This is a genomic window from Sphingomonas sp. Xoc002 (assembly GCF_050408055.1).
GTDB classification, from domain to species: Bacteria; Pseudomonadota; Alphaproteobacteria; order Sphingomonadales; family Sphingomonadaceae; genus Sphingomonas; species Sphingomonas yabuuchiae.
The window spans coordinates 2,157,720-2,171,826 of record NZ_CP191175.1 but is presented as its reverse complement, the minus strand read 5'-3'; the positions used below and the strand labels follow the sequence as shown (position 1 = coordinate 2,171,826).

7 protein-coding genes are annotated in these 14,107 nt (G+C 65.0%); 3 read left to right on the top strand and 4 right to left on the bottom strand.

Features of this window, described 5'->3' with window-relative positions; genetic code table 11:
• The first annotated feature begins 167 nt into the window (after positions 1-167).
• Both ACQR50_RS09665 and ACQR50_RS09660 read left to right on the top strand, forming a co-directional pair.
• The gene (locus ACQR50_RS09665) at positions 168-3,179 is read left to right on the top strand and encodes a TonB-dependent receptor (RefSeq protein WP_428968148.1); all 3,012 of its coding nucleotides are present in this window, start codon (positions 168-170) and stop codon (positions 3,177-3,179) included.
• A gap of 68 nt (positions 3,180-3,247) precedes the next feature.
• On the top strand, positions 3,248-4,795 hold the full coding sequence (locus ACQR50_RS09660; protein ID WP_428968147.1) for a tryptophan halogenase family protein: 1,548 nt from the start codon (positions 3,248-3,250) through the stop codon (positions 4,793-4,795).
• Between the two features lie 59 nt (positions 4,796-4,854).
• Here the strand turns inward: ACQR50_RS09660 and ACQR50_RS09655 are convergent, their stop codons facing one another.
• The 4 genes from ACQR50_RS09655 to ACQR50_RS09640 form a co-directional block, all read right to left on the bottom strand.
• On the bottom strand, positions 4,855-6,405 hold the full coding sequence (locus ACQR50_RS09655; RefSeq protein WP_428968146.1) for a glycoside hydrolase family 43 protein: 1,551 nt from the start codon (positions 6,403-6,405) through the stop codon (positions 4,855-4,857).
• Positions 6,402-8,069, bottom strand: coding sequence for a glycoside hydrolase family 43 protein (locus ACQR50_RS09650; protein WP_428968145.1), 1,668 nt, complete (start codon positions 8,067-8,069; stop codon positions 6,402-6,404). The genes ACQR50_RS09655 and ACQR50_RS09650 overlap by 4 nt, the downstream gene beginning before the upstream one ends.
• Positions 8,066-9,199 (bottom strand): endo-1,4-beta-xylanase, encoded by a 1,134-nt coding sequence (locus ACQR50_RS09645; protein WP_428968144.1) that lies wholly within the window; start codon positions 9,197-9,199, stop codon positions 8,066-8,068. The genes ACQR50_RS09650 and ACQR50_RS09645 overlap by 4 nt, the downstream gene beginning before the upstream one ends.
• Before the next feature lie 82 nt (positions 9,200-9,281).
• Positions 9,282-11,192, bottom strand: a complete 1,911-nt coding sequence (locus ACQR50_RS09640; protein ID WP_428968143.1) for an NPCBM/NEW2 domain-containing protein — start codon at positions 11,190-11,192, stop codon at positions 9,282-9,284.
• 159 nt (positions 11,193-11,351) lie between these two features.
• Between ACQR50_RS09640 and ACQR50_RS09635 the strand changes: the two genes are divergently transcribed.
• Positions 11,352-14,012, top strand: coding sequence for a glycoside hydrolase family 3 C-terminal domain-containing protein (locus ACQR50_RS09635; RefSeq protein WP_428968142.1), 2,661 nt, complete (start codon positions 11,352-11,354; stop codon positions 14,010-14,012).
• The last annotated feature ends 95 nt before the right edge of the window (positions 14,013-14,107 follow it).

Below are 14,107 nucleotides of genomic sequence, written 5' to 3'. Positions count from 1 at the left end.
GTCCGTCCCATGCGCCTGCCGTCAAGCCACGGGATAGCCGTTCGCATCCGCTCTGACAAATGGCTTGTGGAGCATTTATTATAACGCTAACATCGAATCATCGAATGGGTGGTACGGCGCAAGAACGTCGGCCGCGCATGAATATGATAAACGTAGGAGAGGGGAAGATGGTGGCTCGCACTGCATTTGTGGCTGCATTCGTTTCGCGCCGGACCTTGATGGCGGGCGTCTCGCCGCTCATGGCCCTCGCCATGGTGTCGCCCGCAACGGCCTTCGCCCAGACCAGCGGCGCGGTTCGCCCGGACGTGCCGGTCCAGGCCAACACCACCACCGCCCAGCAGGCCGGAACCCCGCAGGACCAGTCGACCGCCCCCAGCGAAGCCGATAACAGCCCGTCTCCCGCCGGCGAGGCGACCACCGCCGACATCATCGTCACCGGCCTGCGTAGCTCCTTGCAGCGCAACCTCGACATCAAGCGTACCGCGACCGGCGTGGTCGACGCGATCTCGGCCGAAGACATCGGCAAATTCCCCGATTCCAACGTCGCGGCCTCGCTCCAGCGCCTGCCGGGCGTCTCGATCCAGCGGTCCGGTGCCCGTGGCGAGCCGACCGGCATCACCGTTCGCGGCTTTGGCGGCGACTTCAACACCACGCTCTATGACGGCCGCCGCATCTCGACCGCGACCGGCGGTCGCCAGATCGACTTCAGCACCGTCGGCTCGGACTTCATCGGCGGCATCAGTGTCCTGAAGACGCCGGACGTGTCGCTGGCGTCCAGCTCGATCGGCGCGACCGTCGACATCCAGTTCCCCAAGCCGTTCGACCACCCCGGCTTCCGCGCCGCCGTCAGCGCTTCCGGGTCGCTTCAGGACCGCGCGGGCCATGTCGTGCCGACGCTCGGCGCGCTGGTCAGCGACACGTTCGCTGATGACACGCTCGGTATCCTGTCGAGCTTCATCTATACCCGCCGTGATACCGATACCAACCGCGTCTTCGTGTCGGGCTGGCCGGGCGGCAACTTCGCGCCTTGCCAGCTGCAAGGCAGCACCGCCACCGTCTGCAGACCTACCTTCGACCCCAACGCTGACCCCAGCCAACGCCGCACCCTGACCGGCTGGTTCCCGCAGCAATATGGCGCCGAACAGCAGCGGACCCAGGACGAGCGCGTCGATGGTCGCGTCGCTCTGCAATGGCACCCCAGCAACGACCTTATGGTCACGCTGGACAATAATTTCTCGCGCCAGACGATCTCGACGGACGTTTACGGCTTCGGCGTGTGGTTCAGTCAGGATGCGTTGCGCAACGTCAAGCAGGATGCCAACGGCACGGCGGTCAGCTTTACCCAGGCCGGTTCTCCAACCGACTTCACCGCAGCGATGAACAAGCAGATCCTTCAGACCAACCAGACCGGTCTGAACGTCAAGTGGGACGTCACCGAGAAGCTGACCGTCGAGGCGGACGGCGCCTATGCCAAGAGCTGGCTGAACCCCGGCAACACCATCGGCAGCAGCAACGGCGACATCGGCTATGGCGGCGCGCTGGGCACCAATCTGGGCTTCAACATCACCGCCGACAGCAACAAGGCGTTCCCGTCGATCAGCAACTTCGGTCCCGCCGGTAACGGTGGCCGTTGGGCCGATCCGACGGTGATCGGGTCGCACGTCACCGTCCTGCAAACCCAGAAGAACACCGACGAACTGAAGCAATTCCGCGGCGTCGTGACCTGGAAAGAGGACAACATCACCCTCAAGGCGGGTGGTCAGTACACCGACGACACCTTCAACCTGCTGAACCGCAGCACCTTCACCAACAATTTCTGGCAGGCTTATGCCGGTTACGGTGCGCCGTCGGGCCAGGGCTCGGGCGTCTCGCCGCTGCCGTCGAGCCTGTATCAGGGATCGATCAGCCTCAACAACTTCATCCCTGGCTTTGGCGGCACGCTACCACCGTCGGTCCTGGTCTATAGCCCGCAGGCCTATCAGAACTATCTGACCAGCTTGGGCAACCCGCAGGCGCAGAACGTCCCTGGCTTCAACTATAATGGTGGCGTAAACGGCTTCACCGGCCAATTCACCGAAGCGGTCGATCCGGGCAGCATCCTGTCGGTCAACGAAAAGACCCTGTCGCTGTTCTTCAGCGGCAAGATGGAAGGTCAGATCGGCAGCATGCCGCTGCACGCCGCCTTTGGCGTGCGGACCGAGAACACCCGCCTCCGCTCGATCGGCCAGGGTCGTGCGCCCACGGTCATCACGCGCAGTGCCGCCGATCCGACGCTGTTGTCGATCGCCTTCACCGACGTCCAGCCGATCTCGAACCGCAGCAGCTACACCTATGTTCTGCCTTCGGTCGATCTGCGACTGGAAGTGACCGACACCCTACAGCTTCGCTTCGACGCGTCGCGCACGCTGACCCGTCCGGGCCTCAGCCTGCTGAACCCCGTCGTCGGCATCGGCAACGGCCAGCGTGTCGGTGCCCTGTCGGGCAGCGGGGGCAACCCGAACCTGAAGCCCTACCTCGCCAGCAATTTCGACGTGGCGGCGGAATGGTATTATCAGCGCAACTCGTACATCGCGGTTGACCTCTTCCTGAAGAACGTCAGCAACTTCATCGTCGGCGGCGTGACCAACCAGACGGTGGGCGGCGTGATCGATCCGACGACGGGCAACCCGGCGGTCTTCGCCATCACGGCGCAGGTCAACGGTCCCGACGCGACGGTCCGTGGTGTCGAAATTGCGTGGCAGCAGGTGTTCGGTGACAGCGGCTTCGGCTTCCAAGCCAACGGCACCTTCGTCAACACCAACAAGCCCTATGACCCGAAGATCGTCGGGCAGAGCGGCTTCGCGGTGACCGGTCTGGCGAATTCCGCGAATTTCGTCGGCTTCTATGACAAGAACGGCTTCCAGTTCCGGACCGCGCTGAACTGGCGTGACGAATATCTGGCGGGCTTTGGCCAGAACCAGAATACCGGGTCGTACGGTGCCGAGCCGACCTTCGTGAACCAGAGCTTCCAGGTCGACCTGACCAGCAGCTACGACGTCACGAAGAACTTTTCGATCTTCGGTGAAGCGCTCAATATCAACAAGAACAAGCAGAGCACGCATGGCCGGTTCAAGAACCAGCTGCTCGATGTGTTCGATTATGGCCGCCGCTTCACGCTCGGCGCGCGCTACCGCTTCTGATGATGGCCGGTGGCGGGGATGGCGGGCTTCGGCTTGACATCCCCGCCGCTTCTCGGACCTACTGACCCATGGTTCAGCCCGTTCAGAATATCGTGATCGTCGGCGGCGGTACGGCCGGTTGGCTGACCGCCGGCGTCATCGCCGCCCGGCATCAGGGGCGGCGGCCGCATGGCTTCACCGTCACCTTGGTCGAGTCCCCCAATGTGCCCATCATCGGGGTGGGCGAGGGGACGTGGCCGACGCTGCGCACCACATTGCGCAAGATGGGTGTGTCGGAGACGGCGTTCTTCCGCGAATGCGACGCTTCGTTCAAACAGGGAGCGCGGTTCAATCGCTGGACCACGGGCGCGGCGGACGATGGCTATTACCATCCGCTGATGCTGCCGCAGAGTTTCGCGCAGGTGAACCTGGCCCCGCACTGGCTGACGGCGGAGGGCGAGCAGGTCAGCTTCTGCGATGCGGTGACGCCGCAGGGGCGCATCTGTGATGCGGGGCTGGCGCCCAAGACGATCGCGACGCCGGAATATGAGGCGATCGCCAATTACGCCTATCACCTCGATGCCGGGAAATTCGCCGACTTTTTGCGCCGCCATTGCTGCGAGAAGCTGGGCGTTCGGCATGTGCTGGCCGATGTCCAAGAGGTATTGCTGACCGAAACCGGTGACATTCGCGCGGTGCGGACGGCGCAGGCGGGTGAGGTGACGGGCGACCTGTTCGTGGACTGCACCGGCTTTCGCTCGTTGTTGCTCGGCGAGGCGATGGGGGTGCCGTTCAAGCCGCTGAACGACGTGCTGTTCTGCGACACCGCGCTGGCCATCCAGGTGCCCTATGACGATCCCGAGGCGCCGATCGCGTCGCATACCATCTCGACGGCGCAGTCCTCCGGCTGGATCTGGGACATCGGCCTGCCGACGCGGCGCGGGGTGGGGCATGTCTTTTCGAGCAGCCATATCGATCGTGACGATGCCGAGCGCGAGCTGCGGGCCTATCTGGGCGAGGCGGGGCGTGACCTGCCGGTGCGCGAACTGAAGATCCGGGCGGGCCATCGCACCCGCTTCTGGGAGCGCAACTGCGTCGGCGTCGGGCTGGCGGCGGGGTTCCTGGAGCCGCTGGAGGCGTCGGCCATCGTGCTGATCGAGCTTTCGGCCAAGCTGATCGCCGAGCAGATGCCCGCCTGTCGCGAAGTGATGGACACCGTCGCCAAGCGGTTCAACGACACGACGCTCTACCGCTGGGGCCGGATCGTCGATTTCCTGAAGCTGCATTATTCGCTGACACAGCGGACCGACAGCGACTTCTGGCGCGACAATTGTCGGCCTGAGACGATGCCGGATCGGTTGCAGGAGCTGATGGAACTCTGGCGCTATCAGGCGCCGTGGATGCATGACGAGTTCGACCGGGTGGAGGAGGTGTTTCCTTCGGCCAGCTACCAATATGTCCTGTACGGCATGGGCCAGCGCACCGACATCGCGCCGGGCAGCCTGATCGCCGAGACGATTGTGGCCCAGCGGGCGCGGCGGGAGAATGACGTGCAGACCGGGCGGTTGCTGGCGGGGTTGCCGAAGCACCGCGATCTGATCCGCAAGATCGTGGAGCGGGGGCTGCCGACGATCTGAGGGATGGTGGCCTTCGCCCTTCGCTCCGTTCAACCTGAGCGCAGTCGAAGGCCACGCGATCACCGCCCCGTCAGTGTGAACCCGTCGACGTCCATCCACCCTCCCTTGCCACCGGGATTGTAGCAGAACAGCACATATTGCTGCCCCTGAAACGTGCCCGTCCGCCAATCGAAGGCGAGCGGAAATTCCCCGCCCAGCGCCTGCCAGTTCCGTCCGTCCACACTATAGGCGACGCTGGCCCGGTCGGTCTTGAAGTCCATGTCCGTGCGAAGGAACAGGCGCTGCCCCGTAACCGGCTGTGCATCGACCCGCATATCGGTCTTCTGCGTCGTGCCCTTTTCGGCCGCGACATCCTCGATCACCCGCATGGTCAGGGTCAGCCGTCCGTCGCTGCCCCGGCCGACTGCGATATGGCCGCTATATTTGCCGAAGGTGCCGAAGCCGCACTGATCGCCATTGCGGATATGCGAGGTGTCGATCGCCACCGTGCCCCGGCTGAACGGTCCTTGCCCCTTTTGCAGCAGCGTGTTGCGGGCGCTCCACAAGGCCGGAGCCTGACCCGCGCGCAGCCGCATCCAGCCCGGCCGCTCGGTCAGCGACCAGCCGCTGGCGACGGGATTGTGGTTCCACTGCCATTGCGGCCCCAGCGTCCGCGCGGAGAAGTCGTCCGAGGCGGGAAGGATGCTGACCGACTGGCCCTGGATCGGCTTGGTCGCGGTGGCGGGAACGCGGCCTGGGGCTTGCGGCGTACCCCAGACCGGCCAGCCGTCCTTCCAGAACATGGGGCTGATATTGGTCATCCGCCCGACCGCGCCCGCATCGACCATGACGAAGCCATAGTCGCTACCGTCGGGCAGATCGACGATCGCACCCTGGTGGCCGCCGGTCTTGTCGTCGATCTGGTCGCGCGTCTCCCACGGGCCGAACAGGCTTTTCGCGCGCGACACGGTCATGCCCAGCCGCCGGGGGATGGCGTTGAACATGTAGTAATAGTCACCGCGCTTGACGAGCTTCGAGCCCTCCGCGCCCTTGTTGTAATAGACGACGCGCTTGTCGGTGACGGTGCGCAGGTCGCGGTCCAGGCTGAGCAGCGTGTTGGTGCCGTCCGACCCGACCGAGGTCATGATATAGGCGCTGCCATCGGTGTCGAAGAACAGACCCGGGTCGAAGGCGGCCTCGTTGATCCGGTTCATGTCCCACGGACCGCGAATGTCCTTGGAGCGATAGATACGCGTCTTCTCGCCCACCGGGGTCACCGCGATATAGAAGACCCCGTCGCGGTAGCGCAGGCTGGGCGCAAAAATGCCCTTCCGATACGCGCCGCCGTCCTTCAGATCATATTGCGGCAGCCCCTCCAGCCGGTCGATGACATGGCCGACGAACCGCCAGTTCACCAGATCGCGCGAGGTCATGATGGTCAGGCCGGGCACGTTCGCGAAGGTCGTGGTGATGAAGTAGAAGTCCTGCCCGACCCGGATGATGTCGGGATCGGGATAATCGGCATAGAGCGGTGGATTGGCATAGGTGCCGTCACCACGATCCGACTGCCAGGCCTGCGCGCCCGCCAAGTCAGGCAGGGTGGCGAGCAGCGCGAGCGGAAGCCATCTCATCGCGGGTTGTACATATAGGGGCCGATCACGGTCCCGACAAAGCCGCCCGCCCGCTCGGTGCTGAGGAAGCGGGTATCGAGGTCGCTTGTCAGCGTCGCGCGCTTGCCGCCGCTCTCATAGTCGAAACCCATCGTCCCGCCCTTGGCATGAAGGGTCAGCGTCACCGGCCCCTTGGGCGCGAAGGGGGCCGAGGCGATCAGCGTCTCGGCCGCCGTCTCGTCGCGCGTGTTCTTGCCCTCCCGCTTGTAGAGCGCGATGCGGGGCTGGCCGTCGATGCGGGTCAGGCCGAAGAACAGATAGGCATAGTCGTTCTGCATCGCGACCAGCCCGGCGCGGGCGCCGTCCCTGGTCGGAGTGAAGCGCAGCGTGGTCGAGACATCCGCGATCGCATGTTGCTGTCGCCGCCCGACAAAGCCCGGTACGCCCTGTCGATCGCCCAGCGCATCACCGCCCTTCATCGTGAGCACACCCTTCGCGACCGAATAGAATGGCGTCTTCGGCGTACGTACGCCGATCCATTGCATCGCCAGCCGGGTGCCGTCGAACTCGTCGGTATAGCCGAAATCGCCGCTGGTCGGCAGCTTGGGGGCGGGCGAAGCGGGCAGGTTTGGAACCTTGTGGGTCCAGGGTACCGTCTCGCCCTTGTCCAGCATGATCGGCCAGCCGTCCTTCCAGGTCACGGGCAGCAGGAAGGTCTCGCGCCCGATATTGTAGAAATCATCGGCATAGGGCCGCGTCGCAAGGAAGGTCGCCCACCAGTCGCCATTCTGCGTCTGGACCAGCTCGGCATGGCCCGCCGCGCTGATCGGGTGCGGGCGTTTCGGATCGAGATCGCGCTGGGTCAGGATCGGGTTGTTCGCGAACGGAACATAGGGGCCGCGAAGCTCTTTCGAGCGGAGGACTACCTGCGAATGGTTGACGCTGGTGCCCCCTTCGGCGGCGGTCAGATAATACCAGCCGTCCTTCTTGAAGATATGCGGCCCCTCGATCCAGACCGGCTTCTTCGACAGGTCGACGCCGCCATTGACCAGCTGCGTGCTCTCGCCGACCATCTTGCCCGCGCGCCAGTCATATTCCTGGATCCAGATGGCGCGGTGGCCGTCATAGCGCGGCGTCTCATCGGGCGCGCGATTGTTGACGATATAGGCGCGGTCGCCATCCCAAGTGATGGACGGGTCGATCCCCTCGAAAGGCAGCCAGATCGGGTCGGACCATGGCCCCGCCGGGTTCTTGGCGGTGATGACGAAATTGCCCCGGCACTGGACGCAGGTGTTGACGATATAGAAGGTGCCGTCATGGTAGCTGATGTCGGGCGCGAACACCGCCTCCGACACCGAGCGCCCGGTGAAGTCGAGCTGGCCCGGCCGGTCGATCGCATTGCCGATCTGGGTCCAGTGCACGAGATCGGTCGAGTGGAAGATCGGCAGGCCGGGGAAGTGCGCGAAGGACGAGTTGACGAGATAATAGTCCTTGCCCACCCGCGTCACCGACGGGTCGGGATAATAGCCGGAGACGATGGGGTTCAGATACTCGCCCGCCTTTGGCTTCACCTGCTCGATCGAGCGGCCCTGATAGGTAAAGCGGTCAAATGTCGCGGTCTGGGCGGACGCCGCGCCCGTCATGAGGAGCGACAGGGCGAGGGCGGCGAGGGGACGGCGGATCATGCGATGGACTTTCGGACGGGGGCGGCGCTCAGCGCAGCGGCGATGGCGGCGCGAAGCGGCTTGGCTTTCAGCGCATCGTCATAGGGCAGGGGACGCTGCGGCAGGCCATCGGCGCGCGGGGCGAAGCCGTTGAGCCAGCTATGCTTGTCCCACAGGCCCCAGCACAGCAGCTGGTCGAGCTGCGGATAGGACAGCATCATGTCGAGATAGCTTTTGGCGACCGAGGCGACCTGCGTATCGCGCCGGGCGATGTCCTTCGGCATCTCGCGGTCGTTGATGTCGAATTCAGTGATGAGCAGGCGATAGCCCATCGCCGTGACGGCATCGAGGAAGCGCTTCCACTCGGCGCGCTGGACCTTCGAATGGCTGCCGTCATTGCCGAGATGGCTCTGGATGCCGAGCGCATCGACCGGGACATTCTCCTTGCGGAACCGTTCCAGCAGGCGGAGCACGCCCGCGCGGTGCGTCTCGTTGCCGACCTCCCACGACATATAGTCGTTATAGACGCGCTGGGCATGGGGGGCGTGTTCGCGTGCGGCCTCATAGACGATCTTGAACACGTCGAAGCCCAGCGCCTTGTCGAACACCGTGCCCCGGACTTCGCCGGTCTTGGGATCGATCGTTTCGTTAACCACATCCCAGCTGTAAATCTGGTCGCCGAAATGCCCTGCCACCGCCGCGATATAGCTGCGCAGCCATTTCTCCGCGCCGGTCTTCGTCACCGTCTCGGCCAGCGCGGGCGAGATGTACTTCTCGTAATTCCAGAGCAGCGTATGCCCGCGCAGCTTCATGCGGTTGTCGCGGGCGAACCCGGCGATCCGGTCGGCGGGGGCGAAGTTCAGATGCGCGGGATCGTTGCCCAGCACATAGACCTTCATCTCGTTTTCGGGGACCAGCACGCCGCACTCGCGCGCGACGATGGCACCGTAACCCGGATCGTTGATCGGCGAACCCCGGCCCGCATTGATCGCGGTGCCGAACAGGATGCCTTTCTGCGCGGCCAGATCGCGCAACGACGGGGCAGTTTGCGCCCATAGTGAGCCAGGTAGCGCTCCCAAAGCGAGGCCGCCTGCGATCCCGGCCAGTTGCTGACGACGCGTCAGCGATGGCCCCTGCCAATTGGGTTTCATCACCCTCTCCCTTGTCCTTTGCCCGAACTTTTGCATGGCCCGCGCCAAACGGCAAGGCCATGAAAGTCGGCACGAATGTTCGTCACCCCGTCAGGCGCGCATCCGCCCAGACGACGGGCAGCGGCGCCTCGGGAGCGCTATCGACACGGGCGACCAGTTCGATCAGCTTGCGGCCGCGCACATCCGCCTCGACGGCGACCGGCGCTTCGTTGAGCGCGACGGCCCGCGAGCGGGTGAGGAGCTTGCCGTCGCCATAAACCTCGAACACCACCCGCCGTCCGCGTGCGGTGGCGGAGTCGTCGATGCCGACCATGGCGCTGAACCGCGCCTGGCCGCGATTGCGCACCTCCAGCCGGGAATTGGCGAGCACGCCAATGCCGGCGTCGTACACCTTGCCGCTCAGCCTTAATGGTCGGCCGAAGGGCGTGCGATCGGCCTGCGCGCCGCCCCAACCGGCATATTGCGGGAAATCGCCCGGCCCCTTGCTGCCGCCCCAGGGGCTGAGTTCGTGATGGATGGCCGGATCGCCCTCCGGCGTGACGATGCCGTCCTCGGCCGGGTTCACATCGCTGGGGGTCTCGGAGAGATAGTGGCCATCCGCCAGACGATGCGCGCCGGTCACGCGGTAGATCAGCGTCTGGTGCGGCGCGAGGGTCAGCTTGGTTTCGCCAGAGAAGCGGCTCGTCGCGCCCGTCCACAGGTCGGTCATAGAGACATCGCCGCGCAGCTTCAGATGATCGGCGGTCAGCACCGGCTGCACGGGCGCGGCGGTACGGTTGAGGAGCGCCACCGCCTTGTCGCCATTGGCCAGGCTCTTCACGAAAATCTGCACATCATTGGACAGATAGGCGGGCACCGCCTGGTTCGCCCCCGCGTCCTGGTTGAGCGCGATGATCGCCCGGTTGCCGAGCAGGGCCAGTTGCTCGGCATTGGCCTTGCGCAGGTCGAAGCCGATCAGCAGCGGTGCGTTCATCATCGCCCACATCGCGAAGTGCGACCGCGCCTCGGTCATGTGGTTGGCATCGAACTCGCCCGATCCGACGAACAGCATGTCGGGGTCGTTCCACGTATGGGGATGGGCATAGAGCGCACGACTGGCGCTGGTATCGAGATTGGTCAGCATCCGCGACCAATGGGCGGTGATGTCGTCGCTGGTCCGCGAGACATTGCCGATCTGCTTGCCCCAGCTGCGCACGTCCGACGAGCCCCACAGGCATAACGAGAACAGATAGTCGCCATCGGGGTTTTCGCGCTTCAGGGCGGTCGCAACCTGATCGTAGAGCGAACGCACCGCGGGAATGTTCGTCCGCGCCAGCGAGTTCATGTCGATCAGCGGCGTCAGTTCGCGATAGTCGCCCTTGCGGACATGGTCGCTGTCCTTGCCCAGCCCGCGAATGCCGCAGCCATCGACCTTGATATAGTCGAAGCCCCATTCGCGGAAATAGAGCGTGATATCCTGATCGATATGACCGTACAGCCCGACCTCGCGCTCGGCGACCGTGCCCTCGGGCTGGTTGGCGAAGTTCGGGGTATAGACCTGGCCGCAGCTGTTGCGGCCGATATCCGAATAGATTCCCGCCTTGAACCCCATGGCGTGAAGCCGGTCGGTCAGCGGTCGAAAGCTGGTCTGCTGGTTTGCACCAGCGGCGGCGGAGGGAAATTTGTCGGCGCGGATGACCAAGCGGCCATCGGGCTGGCGACGGCGCAGCCACCAGCCGTCATCGATGTTGATATAGCGATAGCCCGCCTCGCGAAGGCCCTTTTCGACGATCAGCCGGGCCGAGGCCATGACCTTTTCCTCGTCGACATCGCTGTTGAACGCGTTCCAGCTGTTCCAGCCCATCGGCGGCAGCGCGGCCTGCCCATCCTGATTGGCGCTCCACCGTCCGGTCGGGGCCAGGGGATCGGTCTTGTCCGCCGCCGAGGCGGGGCCGGAGGCCATCCAGGCCATGGCGATAGCGCTCGCGAAAACCCTGGCGATGATGGGCCGCATGATGATCCTCCCCGTAATGGTCTTTGGGCGATCTTGTCCGACTAAACCCGGGCTGTCCACCGTTGCACCGTTGAAAAACCGTATGAAAATCGAATGCTGGACGGCGACGGCTTTCGTGATACCGTTACCAAAAATATGGTTTCAGGGGAGTGATTTGGCATGAATTCATGGCGTGCGGCGATCCTTTCGGCTCTGGCGTTATCGACCTCCGGCACGGTGCTGGCGCAGCAGCAGGCGGCGGCCGGTCCGGAACAGGCCGAGGCGCTGGCCGCGCGGCTGGTCGGTCGGATGACGACCGACGAAAAGCTCGGCCAACTGCTCAACACCGCGCCCGCCATCCCACGGCTGGAAGTGCCTGCCTATAATTGGTGGACGGAGTCACTGCATGGCGCGCTGGGCCCGGTGCCGACGACCAACTTCCCCGAGCCGGTGGGGCTGGCGGCGACCTTCGATGACGCGCTGGTCGGACGCGCGGCACAGGCGATCAGCGCCGAAGTGCGCGGGCTCCATGCGCTGGCGCGGACGACCGGGCGGATGGGTCGGATCGGTACCGGGCTCGACACCTGGTCGCCCAACATCAACATCTTCCGCGATCCGCGTTGGGGGCGGGGGCAGGAGACCTATGGCGAGGACCCGTTCCTGACCGCCAGGATGGGCGTCGCCTTCGTACGTGGGATGCAGGGCGACGATCCGACCCGGATCGATGTCGTCGCCACGCCCAAACACTATGCCGTGCACAGCGGTCCGGAATCGACCCGACACGAAGCCAATGTCTATGTTTCGCAGCATGATCTGGTCGATACCTATCTGCCCGCCTTTCGTGCCGCGATCGTCGAGGGCGGGGCCGGATCGATCATGTGCGCCTATAACCGGATCGACGGCCAGCCCGCCTGCGCAAGCGACCTGTTGCTGAAGGATCATCTGCGCGGACACTGGGGCTTTCGCGGCTATGTCGTGTCGGATTGCGATGCGGTGAAGGATATTGCCGCGAACCATCACTATGCCCCCGATGCGGCGAGCGCGGTGGCAGCGGCGATGCGGGCGGGCGTCGATAACGAGTGCAACAACGCGACGCTGACCGATACGGACGGGCTGACCAATCCGTATCGCGAGGCGCTGTCGCGCGGGTTGATCTCGGTCGCGGATATCGACCGTTCGCTGACGCGGCTGTTTGCGGCGCGCTATCGGACCGGCGACCTGCCGGGCCTGCGTCCGCTGTCGACCCAGACCAGTTCGCCCCGCGACATCGACACGCCCGCCCACCGCGCGCTGGCGCTGGACGTCGCGGAAAAGAGCCTCGTCCTTCTCAAGAACAAGGGCATCTTGCCGCTGAAACCCCATGCGCGGATCGCGGTCATCGGGCCGTTGGGCGATGCGACGCGGGTGCTGCGTGGAAACTATTCCTCCGCGCTGTCGGGGCCGCAGGTATCGGTGGTCGAGGGGCTGCGGCAGGCCATGCCGAGCGCGCAGGTACGCTATGTGCCCTTTGCCGAAACCTATACCGATGGCGATCCGATCCCGACGACCGCGCTCCAGACCGAGAGCGGCGCGCCGGGCCTGACCGCACGCTATTATAATGTCGTCGGGCGCATCCCCGATCGCTTCGCCCCCGGTGCCCTGAACGAATGGCTCAAGACTGCCCGGTTCGAGGATCGCCCCGTCGTCACCCGTGTCGAGGCCAACGCCGCCTCGCGCAGCCTGGACCTGTCGTCCGTCCGTGACGTGCACCGGGCGGTATGGACCGGCTATCTCGTGCCGCCGGAGACCGGGCGTTACAGGCTGGGCATAGCGGGCTTCAACGGCGCGATGACGTTGGACGGACAGCCGTTCGTCGACCTGACCAAGGCATCGTGGAACAGCCTTCCGACGATGCGTACCGTCACGCTGGAAAAGGGGCGGCGCTACCCGATCACCGTCACGACCGAGGCGCGTATCCTGACCGGCATCAATCTGGTCTGGAAGCGGGTATCCGACGACCCCGTGGCCGAGCTGCGCACGGTCGCCAAAGCCAGCGACGCGCTGGTCGCGGTCGTCGGGCTGACCTCCGATCTGGAGGCGGAGGAGGCGCCGATCTCGGTCCCCGGCTTCAAGGGGGGCGACAAGACGACGCTCGACCTGCCCGCCGACCAGCAGGCGCTGCTCGAACAGGCCAAGGCGACCGGACGTCCACTGATCGTCGTGCTGATGAACGGCAGCCCGGTGAACCTCGCCTGGGCCAAGGCGAATGCCGATGCCATCATTGAGGCCTGGTATCCGGGCCAGGCGGGCGGACTGGCGGTCGGTCATGTCCTGTCGGGCAAGACCAACCCGGCGGGGCGACTGCCGCTGACCTTCTATCGTTCGGTGGAGGACCTGCCGCCGTTCGGCGATTATGCGATGAAGGGGCGGACCTATCGCTACTTCACCGGCACGCCGGTCTACCCGTTCGGCTATGGGCTCAGCTATACCAGCTTCGCCTATGCACCGCTGACGGTGAAGGCCGATGCGGACGGCAGCATGACCGTCACGACCGAAGTGCGGAATACCGGTCGTCGCGAGGGCGACGAGGTGGCCCAGTTGTACCTCAACTTCCCCAAGGTGGAGGGCGTGCCGCGTGTCGCACTGCGCGGGTTCCGGAGGGTGCATCTGGATCCCGGCGAGCGGAAGAGCCTGACTTTTACACTGAGCCCGCGCGACCTGAGTGCGGTGGATCGAGATGGCCAGCGGCTGGTGATGAAAGGCGACTATCGCGCCTCGGTCGGCTCGGGCCAGCCGGATACCGGCGTGCCGGTGCGCAGCGCGCCGTTCCGGATCGATACGGCGACGCCCATTGCAGATTGAGATCCAATGTTATTCCTCCCCTGCAAGGGGAGGTGGCAGGCCGAAGGCCTGACGGAGGGGTGTTGCCCTATCGAGAGCGCGACACCCCTCCACCA